Source organism: Actinopolymorpha rutila (genome assembly GCF_013407855.1).
GTDB classification, from domain to species: domain Bacteria; phylum Actinomycetota; class Actinomycetes; order Propionibacteriales; family Actinopolymorphaceae; genus Actinopolymorpha; species Actinopolymorpha rutila.
Genome location: NZ_JACBZH010000001.1, coordinates 2,901,636 through 2,927,414 on the forward strand (window position 1 = coordinate 2,901,636; position 25,779 = coordinate 2,927,414).

A 25,779-nucleotide genomic window follows, 5' to 3' on the forward strand; every position below is an offset into this window, starting at 1 on the left:
GGCGGAGGCGGGCCGGCGCGTGAACCGGCCCGCCCTCCCTCCCTGGTCGAACGTGCGGAGGATGAAATGTCAGACGTTGCGACACGCAAGATCGCCGAGACCCGGGGCGACCGGATCTTCGATGCCGTCAACGTGATCCTGCTGACGGCGTTCCTGCTCGCCGTCCTGTATCCGGTGATCTACGTCGTGTCCGCGTCGTTCTCCGACGCGAACCGGGTGGTGGCAGGCGACGTCATCCTGTGGCCGGTCAAAGCGACGCTCGAGGGCTACTACGCTCTGTGGGCCTATCACGCGATCGTCATCGGCTACCTCAACTCGGTGTTCTACTCAGTGGTCGGCACCGCCGTCAACCTGGTCCTGACAGTGCTGGCCGGCTACGCACTGTCGCGGAAGGATCTCTACGGCCGCAACTTCATCATGGCGGCGTTCGTGTTCACGATGCTGTTCGAGGGCGGCATCATCCCCACCTACCTCGTGGTGCACGACACGGGGCTGCTGAACACCCGGTGGGCGCTGATCGTGCCGACAGCGTTGAGCGTCTTCAACGTCATCATCACCCGCACCTTCTTCCAGGTGACGATCCCGGACGAGCTGCTCGAGGCCGCACGGGTGGACGGCTGCGACGACTTCCGTTTCCTGTGGAAGATCGTGCTTCCGCTGTCCAAGCCCATCATCGCCGTCAACGTGCTGTTCTACGGTGTCGGCCACTGGAACGAGTTCTTCAACGCTCTGATCTACCTCACCGACGAGAAGCTGTTCCCCCTGCAGCTCGTCCTGCGCGAGGTGCTGATCCAGAACAAGGTCGACCCCCAGCTCGTGACGGAGGCCTCGGAGCTGCTGCGGCGCCAGGAGCTGCAGGAGCTGCTGAAGTACTCCCTGATCATGGTTGCGATCATCCCGCCGTTGATCGCCTATCCGTTCGTGCAGAAGCACTTCGTCAAGGGCGTGATGATCGGCTCGCTGAAGGGTTGAGGCCACGACGTACCCGACCGTCAGACCGGCACGACCTTGCAGGACCTGGAGGCTTTTCGATGGCACAGACGCGGTTGAGCGACGACACCACCGCTGCAGGGGTGCCCGCCGTCACGCCGGCGGGGGATTCGGTCCCGGCGGCCCGCCCGGGATGGCGCCGGCGCCAGATCAGGCAGGGATGGCAGCTGTACGTCATGCTGGCGCTGCCGGTGCTCTACCTTGCGATCTACAAGTACGGGCCGATCTACGGCGTCCAGATCGCCTTCCGCGACTACAACCCGGTCGACGGCATCACCGGGAGTCCGTGGGTGGGACTCGAGCAGTTCGTGCGGTTCGTCCACTCCTACCAGTTCGTCCCGATCATCAAGAACACGGTGGTCCTGCACGTCTACGAACTCGCCGCGATGGCTCCGCTGCCGATCGTGCTCGCGCTTGCTCTGAACTACGTCAGGACCCGGTGGTTCGCACGTGTGGTGCAGATGGTCACGTACGCGCCGCACTTCATCTCGACCGTGGTGATCGTCGGCATGATGCTGCTGCTGTTCGACCCCCGGGTCGGCGTCTTCAACCAGGCGCTCCAGTTCCTCCACCTGCCGACGGTCGACATTCTCGGCGGCGAGACGTGGTTCCGGCACATGTTCGTGGCATCGAGTGTCTGGCAGAACCTCGGGTTCGACGCGATCATCTACCTCGCGGCCCTCGCCGGCGTCGATCCCGAACTACACGAGGCCGCGATCGTCGACGGTGCCTCGAAGCTCAAGCGGATATGGCACATCGACCTCCCGAGCATCACCCCGGTCTTCGTGATCCTGATGATCCTCAACGTGGGCAGCATCATGTCGATCGGGTTCGAGAAGGCCCTGCTGATGCAGAGTCCGCTCAACCTCGACATCTCACAGGTCATCAACACCTACGTCTACCAGGTGGGTCTGAAGTCTCCCGTTCCGCAGTACTCCTACGCCGCGGCGATCGGGCTCTTCCAGGGAGTCATCGGGCTGATCATGCTGGTCCTGGCGAACTGGGCGGCGCGCCGGTTCAGCCGTACGAGCCTCTGGTAGGCACCGCGCGGATGTCACGAGCATCCCGTCCCCGGCCGTAGGTCCCTTCGTCACGGACGTTGTGCCCTGGCCAGGGTGGCCACGAGCTGGTCACCCTGGTCGGAAGTCCGTGCTCCGGCGTGGAGGTGCGGCCCGCGGGGGAGAGGGATGCCATGCGCTATCGCCGTACCTCGCCCCGGCTGCCGGACGAGGTGGCTGTCAACCCTCTCTTTGCACGACTGGGTGAGCGGCGGGTGCCGCGTTACTCGCTGGGCACCGACGAGATGCTGCCGGAGACGGCGTACCAGCTGATCCACGACGAGATCCTGCTGGACGGAAACGCACGGCAGAACCTCGCGACGTTCGTGACCACCTGGATGGAGCGGGAGGCCGGCGAACTCTACGCCGAGGCGGCGGACAAGAACATCGTCGACAAGGACGAGTACCCCCTCACCGCGGCGATCGAGAACCGCTGCGTCCACATCATCGCCAATCTCTGGCACGCCCCGGACAGCCACGCGGCGATGGGCACCTCGACGGTGGGGTCGTCGGAGGCGTGCATGCTGGGCGGGCTGGCGCTCAAACGCCGCTGGCAGCGGGCCCGGGCCGCCGAGGGCAAGCCGGCCGATCGGCCGAACATCGTGTTCAGCTCCGCGGTGCAGGTGGTGTGGGAGAAGTTCGCGAACTACTGGGAGGTGGAGCCGAGGTACGTACCGGTCACCGCCGACCGGCCGGCCCTCACCCCCGAGGGCGTGCTCGACGCGGTGGACGAGAACACCATCGGCGTGGTGGCCATCCTCGGGGTCACCTACACCGGGGCGTACGAGCCGGTGGCCGACATCGCCGCCGCGCTCGACGACCTGCACGAACGCACCGGGCTCGACGTACCCGTGCACGTGGACGCCGCCTCCGGCGGTTTCGTGGCGCCGTTCCTGCATCCCACGCTGCGCTGGGACTTCCGGCTCAACCGCGTGCACTCCATCAACGCCTCCGGCCACAAGTACGGCCTGGTCTACCCGGGAGTGGGCTGGGCGGTGTGGCGGACGAAGGAGTGCGTGCCGGAGGAGCTGGTGTTCAAGGTGGCCTACCTGGGCGGGGAGGAGAGCACCTTCAACCTGAACTTCTCCCGGCCCGGCGCGCAGGTGCTGCTGCAGTACTACAACTTCCTGCGGCTGGGCCGGCGCGGTTTCACCCGGGTGCAGCAGGCCGCGTACGACGTCGCCGAGACCATCGCCCACGGCCTCGCCGCGATGAAGGCGTTCGAGGTGATGTATCCCGGCACCGACCTCCCGGTGGTCTGCTGGCGGCTGGCCGACGGACACACCGGGAACTGGGACCTGTACGACCTGTCCAACCGACTGCGCGCCCGCGGCTGGATGGTGCCGGCGTACCCGCTGCCGAAGAACCGCGAGGACGTGGTGGTGATGCGGATCGTGGTACGCAACGGCCTGTCGGGTGACCTCGCCCACCTGCTGCTGGAGGACATCGCCGACGCGCTGAAGTTCCTGGAGAGGCTGCGCGAGCGGCTGCCGACCGAGGGCCGTACGACGTCCTCCTTCCACCACTGAGCGCGGCAGATGTCCCTGCGTGTTCCGGGCCTGGGTGCCGGGCTGGTGTCCGCGGTGCCTCGCCGGGGCCGGACCGCCCGCCGGTGGTGGGTGGGCAACGGCCGGGCGCACGTCGAGGTACGCGGGGTCGACCGGCCGGGCAGCGGGCGCCTGGCCGAGGAGTTCGAGCACGCGGTGGTGGTGCTGCCGGGCGTCCACCGGGCGTGGGTGAACGGGGTGCTGGGCCGGGTCGTCGTGGAGTACGCCGAAGGCGACGTGCCCGACGTTCTGCCCGACGTTCTGCCCGAGGTCCTGAGCGAGGTCCTGACCGCCGTCGCGGCCGTGGAGCGGCGGCACGGGCTGGCCGGTGACCCCTTCCCGCCACGCCCGGACCACCCCGGTGACGTGGAGCCGCGCCGGCGGCAGCTGCTCGCGTTCGGCGCGGACGTCGCGGCGCTCGGCTTCAGCGTCGCCGGCCGGGCACTGCGGATCGCCCGGCTGCCGGCGGAGGTGCCGACCCTGGTCAGCCTGATCGACTCCACGCCGCGGCTGCGCCGGGAGTGGGAACGCCTCCTCGGCCGGGCCGCTGCCGACCTCACGCTGGCCGCCGGCAACGCGGTCGCGCAGGGCCTCGCGCAGGGACCGCTCGGGTTGCTCGTCGACGCCGCCCAGCGGCTGGCGCTGGCCGACGAGGCCGGGCGGCGCTGGCAGGTCTGGGCCGGTCGGGAGGCGGAGCTGAGCGCGGCCGACGACGGCCAGCGGACGACGCCGTTGTCGTTGCCGCCGCGGCCGGCGCCGCTGCCGCCGGGTCCGGTGGAACGGCTGGCCGACGTCGCCGGGCTGGCGTCGGTGGTGGGCGCAGGTGCGACCATGCTGGCCACCCGTGATCCGCGGCGGACCATCGCTCTGGTCGGTGCCGGGATTCCCAAGGCCGGGCAGGTCGCCCGGGAAGCGTTCGCGACCGGTGTCAACCGGGCGTTGGCAGCGCGGGGAACGCTGTGCCTGGACCCGGAGGCGCTGCGGCGGCTGGACCGGGTCGACACCGTGGTGCTGGACGCGGCCGTTTTGCGTACCGACGGGTTCGTCCTCGGGCCGCTGACGGTGTGCACGCCGGCCCCGGCGGAACCCGCCGGACGCCCGAGGACCAACGGGCACGGCGGGAACGGGCACAGCGGGAACGGGCACCATCCCGACGGCACTGTGCCGGCGGTCGAGGCCCGGCTGCGGCTGCGCGCCGAGTCGCTCTTCGACCCGGCCCTGCCGCGAACCGTGCACCGGCAGGGCGAGTGGACGCTCGGGCCGCTGGCGGACCTTGCTCACCGACTTGGTTCGGTTCCGGCGGCGGTACGCGCGGCGGCACGTCGGCTGGCCGGCCAGGGTGCGGTGGCGCTGGGGCTGGTGCGAGCGGGCGAGCTGGTCGCGGTGCTGGCAGCGGAGCCGGAGTTCGCGCCGCTGGCGGACGCCCTGGTGGCGGCGTCAGGCGGCGCGGGTGAGGTGATGATCGCCGGGCGGGGGAGCGGCGTGGCCGGCCGGCTCGGCGTCGAACGCGTGCTGCCGGCGGGGAACCGGCTGCCCGGCGCGGTCCGTGCGTTGCAGGCCGAGGGCCGGGTGGTGGCGCTGGTCGGAGCCGGGCCGGGTGCCGCGCTCGCGGCCGCCGACTGCGGCATCGGCGTACCGCTGCCCGGGCACCGGCCACCGTGGGGCGCCCACCTGCTGAGCGGACCGGGTCTGTCGGACGCCTGCCTGCTGCTGGACGCGGCGACCGCGGCGAAAACGGTGTCCCGGCGCGGAGCTCTGCTGGCGGGGTACGGCTCGGTCACCGGCGCCCTGCTCGCCGCGCTCGGCCCCGCGCGCGGTGCCACCGAACGCGCCCTGGTCGGCGTCAACGTCGCAGCTGCCGCGGGCTTCGTGTCCGGCACCTGGTCGGCCGCCGCGCTGGCCCGCCGGCCGGAGCCGGTACGCACCGATCGCAACCACTGGCACGCCCTGGACCCCTCGGCCGCACTGCGCCGGCTGCGCAGCACTCCGCGGGGGCTCACCGAGCACGAGGCGGCTGCCCGGCTTCCGGCCGCGTCGGCGGACGGCGACGAACACCCCGCGAACCTTCTCGGCGCCAGCCTGGAGGAGCTGGCGAACCCGCTCACCCCCACTCTTGCCGCCGGAGCCGGGGTCGCGGCGGTGAGCGGCTCGGTGTCCGACGCGGCGCTGATCGGCGCGGTGATGGGCGTGAACGCGGTCATCGGCGGCATGCAGCGGGTGGGCACCGACCGGGCGGTCCGGCGGCTGGCCGACACCAGTGCGGCCCGGGTGCGGGTCCGGCGCGACGGCCAGGAGGTGGAGGTGCTCGCCGACCAACTGGTGCCCGGCGACGTGGTGGTACTGCGCGCCGGTGACGCCGTGCCCGCCGATGCCCGCATCCTCACCGAGCGGGCGCTGGAGACCGACGAGTCCAGCCTCACCGGTGAGTCGCAGCTGGTCGCCAAGACGGCCGAGCCGTGCGCCGCCGCGGATGTCGCCGACCGGTTCAGCATGGTGTACGACGGGACCGTGGTGGCCGCCGGGCGTACGTCCGCGGTCGTCGTCGCGACCGGCGCGGAGACCGAGGCGGGCCGGGGTACCCGCGCGATGGCGGCTCACCGTCCGGTCGGCGGGGGTGTCCAGGAACGCCTGAACCGCCTTGTGCGGTTGACCGTTCCGGTGTCGCTGGGGAGTGGCGCCGCGCTGGTCGGCGTGGGCCTGCTGCGCGGGCGCAGGCTTCGCGACACCCTCGGCACGGCGGTGAGCCTGGCTGTGGCGTCCGTACCGGAAGGGCTTCCGGTGGTGGCGACCGTGGCGCAGCTGGCGTCCGCGCGCCGGCTGTCCACCCGGAACGCGCTGGTCCGGCATCCCCCGACGGTGGAGACGCTCGGCCGGGTGACGACCCTGCTGATGGACAAGACGGGGACGCTCACCGAGGGGCGGATCCGGCTGCGGCGGGTCTCGGACGGCGTCGACGAGGAGTCCCTGGACCGGCTCAGCGACCAGGGCGCCCTGGTGCTGGCGGCCGGACTGCGGGCCAGCCCCGAGCATGTCGCGGGCGAGGTGCCGGCACACCCGACCGACCGCGCGGTGGTGGACGCCGCGCTGGAGGTGGGCGTTCGGGCGGACACCGGCGCGGCCGGCTGGACCCTGGTCGACGACGTGCCGTTCGAATCCGGTCGTGGCTACCACGCGGCGCTCGGCGCGACCGACCACGGGCAGCGGCTGGTGGTGAAGGGCGCGCCGGAGGTCGTGATGCCGAAGTGCAGGCGTTGGCGTCGTGGCGCCGACGTACGTCCGCTGGACGAGGCCGAGCGGGCGAAGGTGGAGCAGGAGGTGCATCGCCTTGCCGGGCAGGGATTCCGGGTGCTCGCGGTCGCCGAACGGGCCGCGTCCGGCCGCCGCGACCTCACCGAGGACAGGGTGGAACGCCTTGACCTGCTCGGGTTCCTCGCCCTCGCCGACCAGGTGCGGCCCACCTCCGCCCAGGCGGTCGCGTTGCTGCGCCGGGCCGGGGTAGGCGTGGTGATGCTCACCGGCGACCACCCCACCACGGCCAGCTCGATCGCGGCCGAGCTCGGCATCCTCGACGGAGGGCGCGTGCTCACCGGCACCGACCTGGACGGTCACGACGACGCCTCGCTGGCCGCCGTCCTGCCGGAGGTGTCGGTGGTCGCCCGGGTGACGCCGGCGCAGAAGGTACGCGTGGTCCAGACGTTGCAGTCCATCGGCCGTACGGTCGCCATGGCCGGCGACGGCTCGAACGACGCGCCGGCGATCCGGCTCGCCGACGTCGGCATCGCGCTCGGCCGGCACGGCACCACCGCAGCCCGGGAAGCCGCCGACCTGGTGGTCACCGACGACCGGCTGGAGACCATCACCGACGCGATCGTCGAGGGCCGGGCGATGTGGGCGTCGGTACGGGACGCGATCGCGGTCCTGGTGGGCGGCAACCTCGGGGAGACGGCGTTCACCCTCGGGGCCGGGCTGCTCTCACCTTCGGGGTCCCCGCTGAACGCCCGGCAGCTGTTGCTGGTCAACCTGTTCACCGACGTACTGCCCGCGATGGCACTGGCGATCCGGCCACCCGCCGACCTCACCCCGGAGGCGTTGCTGCACGAGGGCCCCGACGCCTCGCTCGGACAGCGGCTGGCCCGGGACGTCGCGATTCGGGCAGGCGCGACCGCGGCCGCGGCCTCGGCGGGGTGGGGAGTCGGGAGGATGACCGGAACGCCTGGCCGGGCCGGCACCATCGCTTTGGTGTCGATGGTCGGCGCCCAGCTGGGACAGACCATGGTCACCGGGTGGCGCAGCCCGCTGGTCGTCGGCGCGGGTGCGGCATCCTGGCTCGGCCTGGCCGCCGTGGTGCAGGTGCCCGGACTCAGCCACTTCTTCGGTTGCCGGCCGCTCGGCCCGGTCGGCTGGGCCACCGCGCTCGGCGCCGCGGGTGTCGGGACAGCGCTGGGCACCTCGCTGGAGGGAATGACCGAGATGGCCGTTCGCCGGTTTTCGGGTGACTTCGCCGGTCCGCTCACCCAGCCTGGGTGAGGTCGCCGGGGCACCGCGCTGCCTACTGTTTGCAGCAACCCGTACGCGACGGAGGTGAGGACCGTGACCGCTGCGCCGACGACAGCCGGCACCGCACCGAGCGCCCGGGCCACCCGGAAGACCGCTGCGAGGAAGGCCACTGCGAGAAAGTCCGCGGCGAAGAAGACCACCACGAAGAAGACCGCTGCGAGGAAAACCGTCGCGAAGAAGACCACCGGGAAGGAAGCCACGGCCGCGAAGGCGCTCACCCCTGCGCGTCGTACGCCCCGTTTCAACCGGCTGGGTGCGGCCGAACACGCCATCCACAAGCACACGGTGAGGATGACGCTGCCGCTCTTCGGTCCGGTCACCCTGCCGGCGACGGAGAAGCTCGCGTTCTTCGCCGGCCTGGCCGTGGTCGCCGCACTGGGCATCGTGGACTGGCCGGTGGTGGCGGTGATCTCGGTGGGGCACCTGTTGGCAGAGGACCAGCGCAACCAGTTGGTGCGCGACTTCGGCCGGGCGCTGGAGGAGGCGGTCTGAACGCCTGTCGCGGATTCTCCTGTTCTCAGAACGGCGGTAGGTCATCGTCGGCCGTTCTCGTGCCGGTGGTGGCGGGTGCCGGTTCGGGTGGTACTGGGTCGGTGAGGGATGGCGCTCCGCTTCGGTGGTGCCGGCCGTAGGGGTCGGTGAGCCTGTGCTCTCCCGGCCCGGTCTGCTGGAGTTTCCAGTCCCTCTCGGTTTTGGCTTTGTGGTGGCGTGGGCACAACGGCGCGATGTTGTCCACCGAGGTTTCCCCGCCGCGAGCGTGTTCGGTGTTGTGGTCCAGGTGACACGTCGCTGCCGGTCTGCGGCAGGTGGTCCACACACACCGCTGGTCGCGGGCATGCACGAGCTCTGCCTGTAGCCCGCGCAGGAACCGGGCCGGTATCGGATGCAGACTGAGTAGGCGTCCGGTGACCGGGTGGGTGACCCCGACACTGAAGCGGGCTTCGGGGTTGGTGAGGTTGTTCGCGACCAGGCGTTCGGCTACCTCGGTGATGACGGGTCCGAACCCGCCGAGTTCACCGGGCTGGGTGGACAGTCCCATCAGGGTGGTGAGCGGGATGTTCAGCTGGATCTTCGCCCGCGTTCGTATCCCACCCCAGCTCGGCTGCGAGGAAGACCAGGGCGGCGTGACTTCTGGTGGTGTTGTTGTCCCGCCTGGCGGCGGGTCCGCCGACTCGTCGGGTCGCCGGTTCTGGCGCGGGATCTGACCCGCGGCGGGATGACCGGTGGCTGCGTCCTCTGCGGCAGTGGTGCGCTCGGCGGCGTCGTGGGCTGCGGTGTCGTGCGCGGTGAAGCAGTGGCAGGGGGTGTAGTGGGGCGTGGTGTTTCCGGTCCCAGCGGGAGCGCAGTCGGCGCAGTCACAGTCGGCACTGTGCAGGTCGTGGTCGGGGAACCGGTGAATGTCGCAGTGCCCCTGCTCGGTCTCACCCTGTCCCTTCGGCGCGCCGCTTTCCGCGTTGCCCTGCCCGGTCTCGCCCTGCTCGGCCTGATCCTTTGCCGCCTTGTCCTGCTCGGTCTGGTCCTGCTCGGTTTCGCCGGGGGTCTGGTCGGCTTGCCTGGGGGTGGAGCAGTCGGTGATGTGGGCGGTGCCGGTGAGCAGGGCGGCGGCGACGTCGGCGCGGAGTTGGCTGAGGGTGCGGGAGTCGCCGGTGGATTTGACCGCGCGGGCGATGGCGTCGATGTAGCCGTACGCCTCAGCAGCCTGGTCGGCGGACAGTCCGCGGATGGCGAGGTCGGCGACTCCGTCGACGGCGGGCCACATCGCCGGGTTCCGCCCGGTCCGCGCGGTCCGGTGCCGTTTGGCGGCTGCTTCGGGGTCGGCCTTGAGGACCTCTGCCTCGACCTTCGCCCGCAACAACCCGCCGCGCAGGTCCAGGACCTTGGGGAAGATGGCGTCCTCGATGGCTCCCCACAGGTCGGGTTTGGCGTCGGTGATCCGGTCCACGATGGTGCGGACCTCGTTGAGCTCCAACTGGCCCGACGCCAACGCCTGCTGCACCCGTGGGAGGCGGGGCAGGGTGGTGGCCAGAAAGACGTACTGGTGTGCCCGGTAGCCGGTCCACCCCAGCAACGGTTCGAGGACCTCCGGGGTCATCGGGTCCGGCGTGACGGTCCGTTCGGCCGGCTCATCACGCACGCCGGGCTCGGCGTAAGTCAGCTCGTTCACCGCCGCCAGACACTGAGCATCCACCCAGCAGACCAACCGCCGCTGGGCCTTGATCAGCTCCTCCAGCTCCCACCCGTTGCACTCACGGACGTCGACCGAAGCCACCGCCGCCGCCAACTCCGGCCCGCCCGGCAGATCAGCGAACCCGGCAGGCAGCACCCGACGACCACCGGACCCATCGCCCAGGTCGCCGTCGAAGCACTCACCGCCATCGCTCATGCGTTCGATTCTACCGAACAAGATCCACTACTGCTCGCCGGAAACCCCTTACCCACAAGAAGAATCGACGTCAACTTCAACCTGCGCGAAAGTCGGACGAGCTCGACGTGCACGTGGGGTCATGAGTCCGGAACAAGCCCTCGAGTCCGGGCGTACGAGTGTCGAACCCCGCCTGTCAAGCTGGCCTTGTCAGCCGGCAGTCAGGTGCCGTCAGGTCCGCAGGTCGGACACCGGTGTCGAGCGGCCGAACACCTCCGGGCCGGCGAGCACCGCGTTCCGTCCCAGATCGTGCTCGAGTTCGAGGAGGCGGTTCCACTTCGCGGTGCGTTCGGACCGCATCGTCGAGCCCACCTTGATCTGCCCCGCGCGCCAGCCGACCGCGAGGTCGGCCAGCCAGGTGTCCTCGGTGTCACCGGAACGGGCGCTCACGACGGTTCCCAGACCGGCGCGCTGCGCCTCGCGGACGACGCTTTCGGCGCGGGTGAGTGTGCCGGCCTGGTTGGGCTTGACCAGAACGGCGTTCGCGGCCTTGCGGGCGATTCCCTCCTGGACGCGTTCGACGTGCGTCGCGAACAGGTCGTCACCGAGGAGTTGGCACTGCTCGGGCAGGACGCTCACCGCCTCGGTCCAGCCGTCCCAGTCGTCCTCGTGCAGGACGTCCTCCAACGAGACGATCGGGTACCGCCCGCACCAGTCGGCGAGCCGGGCGAGCCAGTCGGCCCGGTCGAGTTCGCGGTCCTCACAGCGCAGGTGGTAGCGCCCCTCCGCGGTGCCGAACTGGCTGGCGGCGAGGTCGACAGCGACCGCGGCGTCGGCTCCGGGCCGCAGGTTTGCCGCCTCGATGCCTTCGCAGACCACGCCGACGGCGGCCTCGTTGTCCGACATGGGTGCGGACAGCCCACCCTCGTCGGCCACCAGCGCCGACGACAGCCCACGCCGTCGGAGAACGCCCGCGGTCGCGGCGCGTACGCGGGCCACGATCTCCAACGCGTGCGCGAAGCTCTCCGCACCGACCGGGACCGCGAGCACGTCCTGGATGTCCACCGCTCCGGCGGCGTGTGCCCCGCCGGAGAAGATGTTCACCATCGGCATCGGCAGCAAAGTCCGGCGGGACGGGACTCCTCCGGAGTCGGTGGTGGCGAGCACCTGCCACAGCGGCCGGCCCAGCGCCTGCGCACCCGCCAGCGCCGAGGCCAGCGACACCGCCAGGACGGCGTTCGCACCGGTGCGGGCGAGGTCGGGCGTACCGTCGACCTCCTCCAGCCGGGCATCCACCCGCGCTCGGTCGGTAGCGTCGAGACCGGCGACCGCGGGGCCGAGTTCGCCGGTGACCGCGGCGATCGCCGACCGCACGCCCCAGCCGTCGTAGCGTTCGCCGCCGTCGCGGCGTTCGACCGCCTCGTGCGCGCCGGTCGACGCGCCGGACGGCACGATCGCGCGGGCGACTGCGCCGCCGCCGAGCTGGACGCGACACGCGACCGTGGGCCGGCCCCTGGAGTCCAGGGCCTCCCAGGCCACGACGCTGGCGATGGCCGAGGCTTGGCGAGCTTTCACGGGGGGTTTCCTCTCGTGCGTCGACCTGACAGGTGACGACCCGAGGTCTGGGCTGCCGCGCTCCGCCACATCGAGGAGAGTACGTACCTTAGCCAGCTTCGCCGAAGATCGCCGCGCACCCCTGGCCGGGACGGTCAGGTGTTCGCCTGGCAGGCAGCGTGGGAGCGCCTCACGGCGTAGGAGCCGTAGAGAACTCCCTGGCGTACGAGCAGGATTCGACCTACCAGACTGATGGCTGCGATCAGGCCCAGCACGAGGACCAGCCACGACGAGACTTTCGCCGCGAACGACGTCCTCGCAGTGTCCTTTTCTTTGAGAACTTCTCGAGCAGCCAGTGCAGCAGCCGGAGCAGCCAGAGTGTTCCGATCGAACGGACGAAAGCCCTTACCTGCTTGGGACGCCGGCGGGCACAGGTGATTCGCCAAGGTCAGACCGAACGAATCACCGGCCGCGAACCGGAGCGGCGCGGCCGGAGCGGCGCGGTCAGGTGCGCGGTTGCGCCGGTACGGTCGCCACGGTGAGTACGGCGGCCGCGAGCCACACGCAGGCCGCGGCCGGGCCGAGCAGGTGCAGTCCGCCGAGGAACGCCCGCACGTGCGCCGGGCTCCCGGCCACCGCGCCGAACACCGCGACACCGAGCGCACCGGTGGACTGGCGGGCGGTGTTGTTCACGCCACCGGCGAGGCCCGCGCGGTCTCGGGGTACGGCGTTCATGGCGGCGGTGACCACGGCCGCGGTGAGCAGCCCCATGCCTACCCCGAGGCCGAGCAGCGCCGGCAGGAGCACGCCGTACTGGCTGCTCGCGTCCGGCAGCAGCAGGCCGACGAGACCCGCGGCGCCGACGCACAGCCCGGCGACCATCGGCGGGCGTGGGCCGAACCGCGCGGTGAGGCGGCCGGTCAGCGGTGACAGCGCCGCGAGCGGAACGAACAGCGGCAACAGCTCCAGGCCCGCGCGCAGCGGGCTGTGCTGGCGGACCTCCTGCAGGTACAGCGTCGTAACGAAGATCGTGCCGATGCCGACGAAGTTCATCGCCGCCGCCACGAGATTGGCGCCGACGAAGGCACGCGAGCGCAGCAGAGCCGGCGGGAGGAGTGGCCGCGCCGCCCGGTGTTCGGCGTACCCGAAGGCGACCAGCGCACCCGCGGCGAGCCCGGCCGCGCCACCCACGACCGGCACACCGGTGCCGCGCCCCCACTCGATCACCGCGAACACCACCGCGGCGAGGGCGACGGTGCAGGTGAGCGCACCCGTACGGTCGACGTCGCCTCGCTGGCCGTCGCGGTTCTTCGCACTCCCTCGCTCGTGCCGCACCGGCGGGACCAGCCGTGCGCAGGCCACCATGGCCGCGACGACGACCGGAATGTTGACCAGGAACACCGCCCGCCACCCGGCCGCGGTGACCAGCAGGCCGCCCAGCACCGGCCCGGCCGGGAGGGCGAGGGAGGAGACTCCGGCCCAGACGCCGAGCGCGCGGGCCCGCGCATGCTGGTCGGGGAAGGTGTCACTGATGACCGCCATCGTGCAGGGCAGCAGAACCGCCGCGCCGACGCCTTGGGCCGCGCGGGCACCGACGAGGAAACCGAGTGAGGGTGCCAGTCCCGCGGCCGCGGACGCGGCGCCGAACAACGCCAGCCCCGCCAGGACCATCCTCGAATGACCGCGGAGATCGCCCAGTGTTCCGGCGGTCAGAAGCAGTGCGGCCAGGGCGACCGTGTAGCTGTCAACCACCCATTGCATTCCTGCCACATCGCTGTGCAGCTGGGCGCCGAGCGTGGGCAAGGCGACGTTGACAACGGTGACGTCGAGGAGGACGAGGAACATCCCCACGCACATGGTGGCGAGCACGAGCGCCGGACGTGCCGAAGATGCCCGGCGGGGAACCGCGCCGGTCGGTGCGGACCTGTCGGTGTCAGGCGTTCGGTCGCGGGTGGACTTCGCCATCCCGACAGGATGCCACGGGAACACTTCGGCACCCGTCGAACCGTGCGCGTCCAGATCTCGCGGCCGGGCCAGACGTCCGAACGACGCGGCGGATCCGGTCAGCCGGTGAGCGCCTGCGTACCGAGCACCGTGAGCAGCGCGAGGCGTTCGGCGTCCTCGGTGTCGGGCTCTGCCGTGTAGACCATGATGTGCAGGTCGGCGCCGGCCACGCTGAGCACGTCGCAGTCCAGCGTCACCGGACCCACCTGCGGGTGGTCGATGGTCTTGCGGGCGGCCTCGTGGTGTCCGACCACGCCGGCTTCCCACAGTTCGGCGAACCGGTCGCTGTTCGCCCGAAGCTCCGCCACCAGGCGCCGAAGGTGCTGGTCGGACGGGTAGCGGGCGGTCGCCGCCCGCAGGTCGGCGACCAGGGCTGCCTCGAGCTCGGAGCGGGACTGGCTCGTGTGCCGAACCCTGGTGCCCTCGCCGAGAAACTGGCGCCAGACGCCGTTGCGCTGGTTGCCGTGCAAGTGCGACGGATCGCCCATCAACGCCGCGTACGGCGGATTCGCGACGAGCAGCGTCCAGGAGGCGTCGTACACCGCGACCGGTGTCCCGGTCAGTCTGTCCAGCAGGCGCTGGACGCTCGCGGTGATGTACGCGGGAACCGTCTCGGGTCCTGGTGGTGCGAGCCCGGCCAACTGGAACAGGTGTGCCCGCTCGGCCCGAGACAGCCGCAATGCCCTGGCCAGGGCCTCCACGACCTGAACCGACGGGTTGTCCGCTCGACCCTGTTCGAGGCGGGTGACGTAGTCGACGGAGATCCCGGCCAGCAGGGCGAGCTCCTCGCGCCGCAACCCGGCCGCGCGGCGGTTCCGACCGGCAGGGAGCCCGGCGGCCGCCGGCGGGACCCGGTCGCGCCAGCGGCGCACGGCCACACCGAACTCGCGACTCGCCATGGCTCCCAGTGTGCACCGCGGCCCATGGACCAGCCTGGTACCAGCAGTCCCAGGAAGACCGGACGGCTGGCTGGAGCCGTCGCGGGTCGGCAACCTGGAGGACATGACGACAACGACGAGAACACTGATCACCGGAGCGAACAAGGGTCTGGGCTTCGAGACCGCACGGCAACTGCTCGCGGCGGGCCACACCGTCTACGTGGGCAGCCGGGACGCGGAGCGTGGGCGTCAGGCCGCCGAGCGACTGGGCGCGAGAATGGTGCTCCTCGACGTCACCGACGACGCGTCCGTCGCGGCCGCGGCGAAGGTCATCGAGGACGACGGGGGACTGGACGTACTCGTCAACAACGCCGGTATCGAGGGACGGCTCCCCGACGGCGGAGTCGTCGGCGCCGCGGACACCACCGCCGACACGATGCGGTCGATCTTCGAGACCAACGTCTTCGGAACGGTACGCGTCATCCACGCGTTCCTGCCGCTGCTGGACCGGTCGGCCGCGCCCGTCATGGTCAACGTCAGCAGCGGACTGGGCTCGCTGAGCCTGAGCACCGACCCCGCCGCGCCGGGGTACGCGTACCCGGGCGTCGCCTATCCCGCGTCCAAGACCGCGGTCAACATGATCACCGTGCAGTACGCCAAGGCGTTCCCGCGCGTGCGGATCAACGCGGTGGAGCCGGGCTACACCGCGACCGACCTCAACCACCGCACGGGTACGCAGACCGTCGAGGAGGGTGCCGAGATCATCGTCCGCATGGCGCAGGTCGGCCCGGACGGCCCCACCGGTGGCTACTTCGACGCCGACGGACCTCTGACCTGGTGAAAAAGATCTTCTTTACGCGGACTGACCCCTTGAGTACTCTGCGACGGCATCGGCGGTGTGGTCGGCGGATCCGGGGGGATTTCGATGTCGGGTGTGCTCGCGTTTCCTTCACACACGACGCCTGTGCCGAAGGGGTACCGCGCCGGCACGGATCGGGTCTGCCCGCCGGCGCAGACCCTGGCGCGGGTCCGTCCGCACCTGTCACGCATGGGCATCACCCGAATCGCGAACGTCACCGGTCTGGACCACATCGGGATACCGGTCGTGATGGTCTGCCGGCCCAACTCGCGCGCGCTGGCGGTGGCCCAGGGCAAGGGGACGACACTCGACGCGGCCAAGGCGTCCGGGGTGATGGAGTCGATCGAGACCTACCACGCCGAGCGGGTGCACCGGCCGCTGTTGTACGGCAGCCTGCACGACCTCGAGGCGGACCACCGTCTGGTCGACGTGACCCGGCTGAACCAGCCCAGGGACAGCGCGTTCCACCCTGACCTTCCGCTGCTGTGGGTGGAGGGATTCGACCTGATCGCGCAGCATCACGTGTGGGTGCCCTTCGAGATGGTGCACGCGAACTTCACCACCCCGCGGCCGAGCGGTAGCGGGTGCTTCGCACAGACGAGCAACGGGCTGGCTTCGGGCAACCATCTCCTGGAGGCCGTCACCCACTGCCTGACCGAGGTCGTCGAACGCGACGCCGCGACGTTGTGGTCGCTGCGCGGGGAGGCGTACCAGCGTTCGACCAGGGTCGACCTGGACACGGTGACGGACCCAGAGTGCCGGCGAGTCCTCGACCTGCTCGAACAGGCCGGGATGGCGGTGGCCGCCTGGGAGCTGACCTCCGACGTCGGCATACCCGTGTACATGAGCATGTTCTGCGACCGTGCGAACGCCTCCATCGGCCTGGTGGAGAACTACCGCGGCTACGGCTGCCACTCGACCCACGAGATCGCACTGCTACGCGCCCTGACCGAGGCTGCGCAGATGCGGCTCACGATCATCTCCGGGTCCCGCGACGACCTGGACCCGGCGCACTACCGCGGCCGCGCGGCGAAGGGTGCCCCGAGACAGAGCGTCGAGTGGCTCGACCACGACGGAACGCTTCGTACCTTCGGGGACGGCGACCGTCAGGACTTCGCGACGTTCGACGAGGAGATCGACTGGCAGCTGCGCCGGCTGGAGGCGGCCGGTATCGAGAGCGCCGTGGTGGTCGACCTGACCAGGCCGGAGTTCGGGTTGCCGGTGGCCAGACTCGTCGTACCCGGACTGGAGATGGCGTTCATGGAGTGGAACTACTTCGCCACCGGCGAGCGGGCCCGGCACGCCCAGCGGACCCGCGGCGCTCAGCCGACAGGGGTGAGCGCATGAGCGTCTTCGTTTTCACCGGGCCGAGCCTGTCCCCGGAGGAGGGCCGAGCCGTCCTGGACGCGACGTACCTGCCGCCGGTGTCCCAGGGCGACCTCTTCCGGCTCGCTCGCCGGGGACCGCGAGCGATCGCGATCGTGGATGGCTACTTCGACCACGTGCCCGCGGTCTGGCACAAGGAGATCCTCTGGGCGATGTCGCAGGGGATCCACGTGTACGGCGCGGCCAGCATGGGCGCCCTTCGCGCCGCCGAACTCGACGTCTTCGGGATGCGGGGAGTCGGCCGCGTCTACGAGTGGTACCGCGACGGTGTGCTGGAGGACGACGACGAGGTCGCCGTCGGACATGACGACGCCGAATCCGGCTACCGCCGCCTGTCCGAGGCGATGGTGAACATCCGTGCCACGCTCGAACGCGCGGTGGGGGATTCGGTGGTGTCGGCGGCCACGGGCGGCCGCCTGGCCGAGCTCGCCAAGGCCATCTTCTACCCCGAACGCACCTACGGCCTGCTGCTCAAGGTCGCCGAACGCGAGGGCGTACCGACACCGGCGCTGGACGCGTTGCGTGCCTGGCTGCCCGCCGGGCAGGTGAACCAGAAGCGGGACGACGCCGTTGCCATGCTGGCCCGCATCCGCGACGACCTCCGCGACGGCACACCGGCCACCGTGTCCTACCGGATGGAGAAGACCGACTTCTGGTCCCACGTCATGCGTTCGCAGACCGAAGGCGGCGTGGACCGGGACGGCTCACCGGACCGGCTGCCCGGTGACGGCGTACTGGAGGAGTTGCGTCTGCAGGGAGCCGCCTACCAGCGCGCCGTGGACCAGGGTCTGCTCCGCGACCTCGCCGAGGCAGAAGCGCAGGCGTTGGGTCACGGGGCGGGCCAGGAGGCGATGGCTGCGGCCCGCGAGCGGGTCCGGCGGCAACTCGGAATCGACGACGACGACGAGCTGGCGCAGTGGCTCGCGGACAACGACGTCACCGCCGAGCGCTTCGACCGGCTCGCGGCCGGCGAGGCCGGCCTGGACAAGCTGCGCTGGGCGCGCGGCGGCGGCGGGCATCTGCTGGACCACCTCCGTGTCGACGGCCGTTACCAGACGCTGCGGGAACGCTGGGCCGACAAGGAGCGCAGGCTGCGGTCCGCGGGCCTTGCGGACGCCTCGGCCGAGGACGCGGGGTTGTCGGTCCCCGAACTGATGCGGTGGTACTTCTCCCGGCTCGGCCCCTTCTACTTCCTGAACCCGCGCGAGCACGCGAAGGTGCACGGGTTCCGTACGTTCGAGTCGTTCGTGGCCGCGGTGACGAGGGAGTACCTCTACACCCGGCTCACCGCGCAGAGCGACGAACGGTCCGGCGAGCCCGAGAACGTCGACCGGACCGACGAAGTGCGCCAGCCGTGACGACTGCCGTGACGAGTGTCGAGACCACCGGAGGGGGCGGGGATGGTTCATCCTTCGCAGCTTGAGTTCTGCCGGCTGTGGGGCCGGCTGATGGCCAGGGCCTGGGACGACCCGGAGTTCGGGAAACGGCTCGCGGAGGATCCGGCCGGCGTACTCGCCGAGCACGGCTACGTGGTGCCGGAGGGCATGGACGTCCGGCTCCAGGTCGTTGCCAGCGACGAGGAGACCGTCTACCTGTACGTTCCCTCTCCAGGTGAGCTCACCGAGGTGTCCGGCGCCGGTGCCGGTGACGTGGCGGCCGAATGCGTCAACAACCGGCTCGCGCTCGACCGGCTCGGCGATGCCGTCACCGGCAGCTGAGGACGGCACCTGTGGCTGCCGGACACCAGTTCGCCATTGGTCTGCGCGCGGACACGCAGCTGCGCCAGGACCGCACCTCGCTTTCGGTCTGCCTGCACGGGCAGCCGGTACTGCGCCTCGATCGCCCGAGCCTCGGCGTCGCCGCGGCCGTCAGCGCGATGGCCGCGGGCGGCGACACGGAGAGGGCCCTCACCGCTGTCGTACGCGAACGAGACGGGCTGGACGGTCTCGCGCGGTTCTACTACGTGCTCGGCCGGCTGGCGAAGCTGAACCTGTGCGCGTGGTCTGTTCGGGGAACGCGGGGACGGCTCGCCACGCTCACGTCAATGTCACCGGGCCACCGTCCGCGTGCCGTCGAGCCGGATCCGGCCACCAGCTACGTGCTGTCGCGCTTCGCCTTCACTCGCCGTCACGAGCGCGGCCACGTGCTGGAGTCGTCGCGTACTCCCGTACGGATGCTTCTGCACGACCACCGCGGCGCGCTGGTGGTGCACGCGGCGGCGACGCCGGGCGACCCCAAGGACATCGCCGCCCGATGCATCGACGTCGCGGCCGAGGAGGTCCACACGCTGCTCGCGGCGTTGGTGGGCAGCGACCTGCTCGTGCCGGCGGCCGCCGAGGGCACTGTGGACACCGCGGGCACCGCGGGCACCGTGAGTACGGCGGACGCCGTGTGCACGGCGGAGGACGAGGATCCGGCGCTGGCGATGTGGGAGTTCCACGATCTGTTGTTCCACACCCGCAGCCGCAACGGCCGGCACGACCAGCCGGTCGGCGGCACCTATCCCCACCTGGGCAGGTGGCCCGCACCGCCCGCACTGGCGGCCCGTCCGGAGCCAGGCGATCCTGGGTCCGGCGGTGCTGAGCCCGGCGATGCCGACGCCTCCGTACCTCTTGTGGTTCCGGACCTGGAAGCCTTGTCACACAAGGATCCACCGTACGTCCGGGTGCAGGAGGATCGCAGGTCGGTCCGCCGGTACGGGCCCACACCGCTCCGACTGGACCAGCTCGGGGAGTTTCTCTACCGCGTGGGACGTGTCCGGGAGCAACACCGCGTTGACATCCCGGGCCCGGAGGGCCCCAGCCCGCTGGCCGTCGCCACTCGCCCGTACCCGAACGGCGGGGCGCTCTACGAGCTGGACCTGTACGTCGTCGCGGCGACGTGCGAGGGCCTGCCCGGAGGCCTCTACAGGTACGACGGTGCCGGCCACCGGCTGCTGCCCGTGTCCGGCGACGCGGACCCCGCTCCGCTGCTGGACTACGCCGCGCGTTCGATCCATGGGCGGGTGGAGGACCTGCACGTCCTGGTGACGATCGCCGCCAGATTCGGCCGGATGACCTGGAAGTACCAGTCCGTCGCGTACTCGCTGATTCTCAAGGACGTCGGCGTTCTCATGCAGACGATGTACCTCGCGGCGACCGCGATGGGTCTCGCGCCGTGCGCTCTCGGTGGTGGTGATGCGGACCTCTTCGCTCGCGTGGCAGGCGTCGACTACTTCACCGAGACGTCGGTGGGGGAGTTCCTGCTCGGTGGTTCGCCGGCACCTGTCCAGAAACTATTGACGCCGCCATGAGGCAGTTCTAGTTTTCGCGATAAGCCTTACGCAGAAGGCCAGGGGGATGGGGGTGCGGGGCCGACGCGCATTCGACTCCTCGACGCACACGCACTCGTTTCGACCAGTGTTGCGACACCAGCGTTTCGACCAGCGGTTCGATACCGATGCCCGGACAGCGTTTCGACAGGTTCCTCACTGAACGGCCTTCCGAAACCTTCCGGCGCGGTGCTGGGCGCGGGTGCGTCAGGAGCAGATGCTCGGGTGGAGCCCGGACCGGCCGTACTCGTCTGGCCCCGTGGAGAGGGACGGGTAGATGTCGAAGGACGAGAAGCAGAAGGCACCGGAGGGCGACTTCAACGAGCTGTGGGCTCAGTTGGTCGCGCGGGCGTGGGACGACGAGGCTCTGATGAAGCGGCTGAAGTCCGATCCCAGGTCGGTGATGGAGGAGAACGGCCTTCCGGTGCCGCACGGTTTGAAGGTGAAGGTCGTACAGAACAGCGAGGACACCATCTACCTGCCGTTGGCCAAGAAGCCGACGTTGGCGGAGCTGTCCGAGGACGACCTCTCGCAGGTCTCCGCCGCGGCCCGGCCGATCGGTGGCTACTGCGGCAACGACACCTGCAGCGTCACGTACTTCCCGCTCAGGGCAGAAACGACGCCCGACCAGTGACAAGCGGACGTTGACGTGGCGTTGAACGCCATCGGGCCGACGTGTCCACGTTTCCGGTCGGACGTGGCCGTCACCCTGCTTGAGTCCGACGGCGTTGTGCTGTCCTGGACCGGGCGTGACGTGGGGCTTTCCGGTGACTGCTACCGGTCGCTTGTCCCACTGATCGACGGGCAGCACACGCCGGCGCAGATCGCCGCCGCCATAGGGCCGCGGCACTCGCCGGAACTGGTCTTCCACGCTCTACGGCGGCTTCACGACCTGGGTTGTCTGGCCGACTCGCAGGTCCCGGAGCCGCAGGGAGACCACGAGCGTGCGCGCGGCCTGTCCGTGGCGGCGACGGAGACGGTGGCGGTGGCGGTGGCCTCGGTCGGGGCCGCCGGCGGGTGCGACCTGCCGGCGGCCCTCCGGGCACGCGGCCTGGAAGTGGCCGACGGCGGATCGCCGCTCGTCGTTCTTACCGACGACTACCTGCGGCCCGAGGTCGGTGAGCTGTACCGACGGTGCCGGACGGCCGGCGTGCCGATGCTTCCGGCCAGGACGGCCGGGCTGGACGTCTGGGTCGGTCCGCTGCTGGTTCTCGACGAGCCGCTGTGCTGGGAGTGCCTGGCCGGGCGGCTCAGAACCAACCGACCGGTCCAGGGCTTCGTGGAGGCGAGACTTCCGGCGGGGCACGCGCCCGTGGTGCCGGCGGTGGCGCGGACGCAGGCGACCGCGAACGTGGCCGCGGAGTACGTCGCGGGGCACGTCGCCCGGTACGCGAGGACCGGGGGCGCCGACCTGCGCCACACGCTGCACACCCTCGACCTCGGCGAGTGGAGCACGAGCCGCCACCACGTCGTGGCCCTACCCGAGTGCCGTGCCTGCGGTTGCGGTGAGCCGTCCAGCCCCGCGGGAAGGCCGGTCCTGCTACGCCCGGCGCCGGTGGCGTTCGACCTCGACGGCGGCCACCGGACCGTCACTCCGGAGCAGACCCTGGACCGCTTCGAGCGTCTGGTGAGCCCGCTGACAGGAGTGGTCACCTCGCTGGTCAGGACCGGCCCGCCGAGCCCGGCCTTCCACGTCTACGCCTCGACCCAGAACCTCGAGCCACCGCGCGACGTGGAGGAGTTGCGCAGAGCCCTCGGCGGCGGCAAGTCCGGCAAGGGTGCGTCGGACGTGCAGGCGCGCACCAGTGCGCTGTGTGAGTCCCTGGAGCGCTACTCCGGCTCCTTCCGTGGCGACGAGCCCCGCGTGCTCGGGCGCTACGCGGATCTTGCCGCGGATGACGTCGTCCATCCCAACGACCTGATGCTGTTCAGCGAACGGCAGTACGCCGAACGCGAGCGCTGGAACCGCCGCGAGACCCGCTACAACTTCGTGCCCCGCAGGTTCGACCCGACGGCCGAGATCAGCTGGACTCCCGTCTGGTCGCTGTCGTCGGAGGCGTTCCGCCTGATCCCCACGGCGCTGTGCTACTACGGGTTCGCCGACGCCGGTGGCCCGAACTTCGCCATCTCTTGCAGCAACGGCTGTGCCGCCGGCAACACCGTCGAGGAGGCCATCCTGCAGGGCTTCCTCGAACTCGTGGAACGCGACAGCATCGCGTTGTGGTGGTACCACCGGGTCTCCCGTCCGCTCGTCGACCTGGACAGCTTCGGCCTGCCCTACCTGGACCGGGCGCGCGCGTTCCTCGCCGAGCGCCACCGCGACCTGTGGGTGCTCGACCTCACCGCGGACCTCGGCATCCCGGTGTTCGCGGCCTTCTCCCGGCGCCTGGACAGCACACCGGAGCGGATCCTGCTGGGCTTCGGCGCGCACCTGGACCCGAGGATCGCGCTGCTGCGGTCGGTCACCGAACTGCACCAGATGCTCAGCTGGGTGGGTGCGATGGAGGAGAACCCGGAGCGTGTTCTCGCCGACTCCGAGACCACCCAGTGGCTGCTCGGCGCACGTCTGGCGGACAACCCCTACCTCGTCGGCGACCCGGGCCGCAGTCCCCGTACCGCCGCCGACATCGCCAACCTATCCTCCGGTGAGCTGGACAAGGATCTCTCGCTGTGCCGCCGGCTCGTGGAGGAGCGCGGCATGCAGATGATGGTGCTGGACCAGACCCGCCGCGATGTCGGCCTGGCCGTGGTCAAGGTGTTCGTGCCCGGTCTGCGGCACTTCTGGGCGCGCTTCGGGCCCGGTCGCCTGTACGACGTGCCCGTACGGCTGGGCTGGATGAGTACGCCCACGGCCGAAGCCGACCTGAACCCCACACCGATGTTCATCTAGGACCGGCGACCGTGGACACCATTCACGCCGAACGCACCGGCGCGTCGACGACGACCCTCTTGCTCGGTGACACTGTTTTCCTGCGCCTGGAGGGAGTCCGGGCGCGCACGTGGACGGATGTCAACCTGGGGTTGCGCGGGCGCTTCGTACTTTCCCGTTTCAGCTACGTACGCTGGCTCGACCGGCCCGTGCTCGCCTCGGCGTACCACCGGGCGCTTGCCGCCCTGGCCGACCCGCTTGCCGTCGCGATGGTCGCGGCGTTCGGTGCTCCCTCGACGGTGCGGGACGTCTGCGCCGGCGTGCCCGGACTGGACCGCGACGTGGCCGAGACCGCGGTCGGGCTGCTGGCCGGCGCGGGCCTGCTGGACTCCGTTCCGGACGGCGCTGACAGTGCTGACAGCGCTGACGACGCAGGCAGCCGGGGAGACGCTGCCGTCACCGCAGGCTGGTCGTTCGCCGACCTGTTGTTCCGTACCGCCGGGGAGTCGGACCGCCGGTCGGATGCGACCCGATCAGCCGAGCCGCCGCCTGGGGCCGTGACCGCCTCACCTCACGGCGAGTACCTCGGGCTGGCGCGCTGGACGCCCCGGGAAGGCCGCGTTCTCGACGTCGACGCGCTTCTGGACCGACGTACCTCTGTCCGTACGTACGGCGAGGTGCCGCTGAGCCGGGCAGACCTGGGGGCATTCCTCGACCTGGCGCAGACGCCACAGGACACCGGCCTGCTCGAGCCGGCCGTGGTGGTCCGCGCCTGTACCAGCCTCCCGTCTGGTCTGTACCGATACCGGCGCGCCTCCCACGCACTGACCACGCTCGCGCCGTGGTCACCGGAGCTCGACCGCCTGGCGGGGGACGCCACCCGGTCGGTCGACGGGACGTCCTCGCCGGTGCAGGTGCTGGTGGTGCTGTTCGCCACCGGGCTCACCGCCGGGACGTACGCCGACGTGCTCGTCGACGTGGGTCGCCGGATGCAGCAGATGTATCTCGCGGCCGCGATGCTCGGCCTGGCCGGCTGCGCGCTCGGCGCGGGGGACTCCGGCGCGTTCGCGCGGGCCTCCGGTCTGGACCCGCTCACCCATCCCTCGGTCGGTGAGTTTCTGCTGGGCAGCAAGGCGGAGGAGACGACATGATCGGCAGATTCGGCCTCGACCGGCTCCTGGCGCCGGTGACCGGCAAGGAGTTCCTCGAGGAGCACTGGGAACACACACCCCTGCACGTGAGCCGACAGGACTCGTCGTACTTCGCGGAGTTGTTCACCGCCCACGACGTCGACGACCTCCTGTACGGGGGTGGCCATGTCTTCACCAACCTGGCCGCGGTCGAGGGATCGGCGGGCACCGAGCGGGTCCTGCGAGGCGTGCCGGCCGACGACCGGAGCCATCGGGACGGGCGGGTGTCCCTGGCCCGGATCCGTGCCCTGCAGGCACAGGGCGGCACCGTGCTCCTGCACAGCGTGCACCGCAACGTACCCCGGGTCGGCGCGCTCGCGCGGGAGGTCGAGTCGGCACTGCAGTGTCCGGTGAATGTCAACATGTACTTGACACCGGCACACGCACAGGGATTCAGCGCGCATTTCGACGACCACGACGTGTTCGTCGTCCAGATCGGGGGACGCAAGCGCTGGCGTCTGTACCCGACCGTCCGGGAGCTGCCGTTACGGTTCGAGACGCTGACGCGGGACGCCGAGGACCATCAGGAGCCTTCCGCGGAGTACGAGCTGTGCGCGGGCGACACCCTCTACCTCCCGCGCGGGACGATCCACGAGGCGTTCACCGACAGCGACCAGCCGTCCCTGCACCTGACGATCGGGCTGGAGGTGTTCCGCTGGGCCGACGTGCTCGCCCGAGCGGTGCGCGACTGTGCCCGCGACCATCTGCCCCTGCGCAGGGCGCTGCCACCCGGCTGGGTGAACGATCCGGCCGGGACCCGGGCCGCGTCCGTCGTACCGGAGTTGCTGCGGGCGGTTGCCGACCGGGTGGAGGCGGAGGCTGCCGTACGAGCCCTCGGCGGGGGGTTCGTGGAGTCCCTGCCCGAGCTGCCCGACGGGAGCCTCGTCCACGGACACGACGCTGACGACCTGCGAGCGGAGACCCTGCTGGTACGGCGTGCCGACGCGCTCTGCCAGGTGGACACGAGCGACGGGACCGCCGTCATCCGCTATCCGGGCAACGATCTGCGCGGCCCCGCGAGCATCGGGCCGGCGCTGCGGTTCGTCGCCTCGACCGGCTGTGCCTTCCGGCCCGGCGACCTTCCCGGCCCGCTCACAGCCGAGGCCAAGCTGGTGCTGGCTCGTCGGCTGACCCGGGACCGGTTGTTGCGCGTCGTCCGCGACGGTGCCGGCACGGGGCAGACCGACGAGATTCCGGACGAGGGTGGGGACTGAA

At 70.9% G+C, this 25,779-nt stretch carries 18 protein-coding genes; 14 read left to right on the forward strand and 4 right to left on the reverse strand.

Annotated features, from left to right (window positions below; translation table 11 throughout):
* Nucleotides 1–66 precede the first annotated feature (66 nt).
* The 5 genes from F4554_RS12960 (at nt 67) to F4554_RS12980 (ending at nt 8,644) form a co-directional block, all read left to right on the forward strand.
* Nucleotides 67–972 carry a carbohydrate ABC transporter permease gene (locus F4554_RS12960; protein WP_179787614.1) on the forward strand — a complete coding sequence of 302 codons (906 nt, stop codon included), beginning with the start codon at nt 67–69 and terminating at the stop codon, nt 970–972.
* Nucleotides 973–1,031: 59 nt separating this feature from the next.
* The gene (locus F4554_RS12965; RefSeq protein ID WP_179787615.1) at nt 1,032–2,030 is read left to right on the forward strand and encodes an ABC transporter permease; all 999 of its coding nucleotides are present in this window, start codon (nt 1,032–1,034) and stop codon (nt 2,028–2,030) included.
* A 152-nt stretch (nt 2,031–2,182) separates the two neighbouring features.
* Entirely contained in the window at nt 2,183–3,577 is a 1,395-nt protein-coding gene (gene gad, locus F4554_RS12970) for a glutamate decarboxylase (protein ID WP_179787616.1), read from the forward strand.
* 9 nt (nt 3,578–3,586) lie between these two features.
* Entirely contained in the window at nt 3,587–8,122 is a 4,536-nt protein-coding gene (locus tag F4554_RS12975) for a cation-translocating P-type ATPase (protein ID WP_179787617.1), read from the forward strand.
* A 63-nt stretch (nt 8,123–8,185) separates the two neighbouring features.
* Nucleotides 8,186–8,644, forward strand: coding sequence for a hypothetical protein (locus F4554_RS12980; RefSeq protein ID WP_179787618.1), 459 nt, complete (start codon nt 8,186–8,188; stop codon nt 8,642–8,644).
* A gap of 25 nt (nt 8,645–8,669) precedes the next feature.
* On the opposite strand, the gene F4554_RS12985 is transcribed toward F4554_RS12980, so the two are convergent.
* The 4 genes from F4554_RS12985 to F4554_RS13000 form a co-directional block, all read right to left on the reverse strand.
* Nucleotides 8,670–10,535 (reverse strand): HNH endonuclease, encoded by a 1,866-nt coding sequence (locus F4554_RS12985; RefSeq protein WP_238341286.1) that lies wholly within the window; start codon nt 10,533–10,535, stop codon nt 8,670–8,672.
* A 210-nt stretch (nt 10,536–10,745) separates the two neighbouring features.
* Nucleotides 10,746–12,089, reverse strand: a complete 1,344-nt coding sequence (eno, locus tag F4554_RS12990; protein ID WP_179787619.1) for a phosphopyruvate hydratase — start codon at nt 12,087–12,089, stop codon at nt 10,746–10,748.
* Nucleotides 12,090–12,572: 483 nt separating this feature from the next.
* Nucleotides 12,573–14,033 carry an MFS transporter gene (locus tag F4554_RS12995; RefSeq protein WP_202889269.1) on the reverse strand — a complete coding sequence of 487 codons (1,461 nt, stop codon included), beginning with the start codon at nt 14,031–14,033 and terminating at the stop codon, nt 12,573–12,575.
* A gap of 98 nt (nt 14,034–14,131) precedes the next feature.
* Nucleotides 14,132–14,971: a helix-turn-helix transcriptional regulator gene (locus F4554_RS13000; protein WP_179787620.1), complete on the reverse strand. Its 840-nt coding sequence runs from the start codon at nt 14,969–14,971 to the stop codon at nt 14,132–14,134.
* Nucleotides 14,972–15,074: 103 nt separating this feature from the next.
* On the opposite strand from F4554_RS13000, the gene F4554_RS13005 reads away from it, so the two are divergent.
* The 9 genes from F4554_RS13005 (at nt 15,075) to F4554_RS13045 (ending at nt 25,778) form a co-directional block, all read left to right on the forward strand.
* On the forward strand, nt 15,075–15,791 hold the full coding sequence (locus F4554_RS13005) for an SDR family NAD(P)-dependent oxidoreductase (RefSeq protein WP_179787621.1): 717 nt from the start codon (nt 15,075–15,077) through the stop codon (nt 15,789–15,791).
* 84 nt (nt 15,792–15,875) lie between these two features.
* On the forward strand, nt 15,876–17,156 hold the full coding sequence (locus tag F4554_RS13010) for a YcaO-like family protein (protein WP_179787622.1): 1,281 nt from the start codon (nt 15,876–15,878) through the stop codon (nt 17,154–17,156).
* On the forward strand, nt 17,153–18,553 hold the full coding sequence (locus F4554_RS13015; protein ID WP_179787623.1) for a TfuA-like protein: 1,401 nt from the start codon (nt 17,153–17,155) through the stop codon (nt 18,551–18,553). The genes F4554_RS13010 and F4554_RS13015 overlap by 4 nt, the downstream gene beginning before the upstream one ends.
* A gap of 42 nt (nt 18,554–18,595) precedes the next feature.
* Entirely contained in the window at nt 18,596–18,913 is a 318-nt protein-coding gene (locus F4554_RS13020) for a hypothetical protein (RefSeq protein ID WP_179787624.1), read from the forward strand.
* Nucleotides 18,914–18,924: 11 nt separating this feature from the next.
* Nucleotides 18,925–20,487: a SagB family peptide dehydrogenase gene (locus F4554_RS13025; RefSeq protein ID WP_179787625.1), complete on the forward strand. Its 1,563-nt coding sequence runs from the start codon at nt 18,925–18,927 to the stop codon at nt 20,485–20,487.
* Between the two features lie 295 nt (nt 20,488–20,782).
* Entirely contained in the window at nt 20,783–21,139 is a 357-nt protein-coding gene (locus F4554_RS13030; protein ID WP_179787626.1) for an NHLP leader peptide family RiPP precursor, read from the forward strand.
* 15 nt (nt 21,140–21,154) lie between these two features.
* Nucleotides 21,155–23,395, forward strand: coding sequence for a TOMM precursor leader peptide-binding protein (locus F4554_RS13035; RefSeq protein WP_179787627.1), 2,241 nt, complete (start codon nt 21,155–21,157; stop codon nt 23,393–23,395).
* A gap of 11 nt (nt 23,396–23,406) precedes the next feature.
* On the forward strand, nt 23,407–24,525 hold the full coding sequence (locus F4554_RS13040; protein WP_179787628.1) for a nitroreductase family protein: 1,119 nt from the start codon (nt 23,407–23,409) through the stop codon (nt 24,523–24,525).
* Nucleotides 24,522–25,778, forward strand: coding sequence for a cupin domain-containing protein (locus tag F4554_RS13045; protein WP_179787629.1), 1,257 nt, complete (start codon nt 24,522–24,524; stop codon nt 25,776–25,778). The genes F4554_RS13040 and F4554_RS13045 overlap by 4 nt, the downstream gene beginning before the upstream one ends.
* Nucleotide 25,779 lies beyond the last annotated feature (1 nt).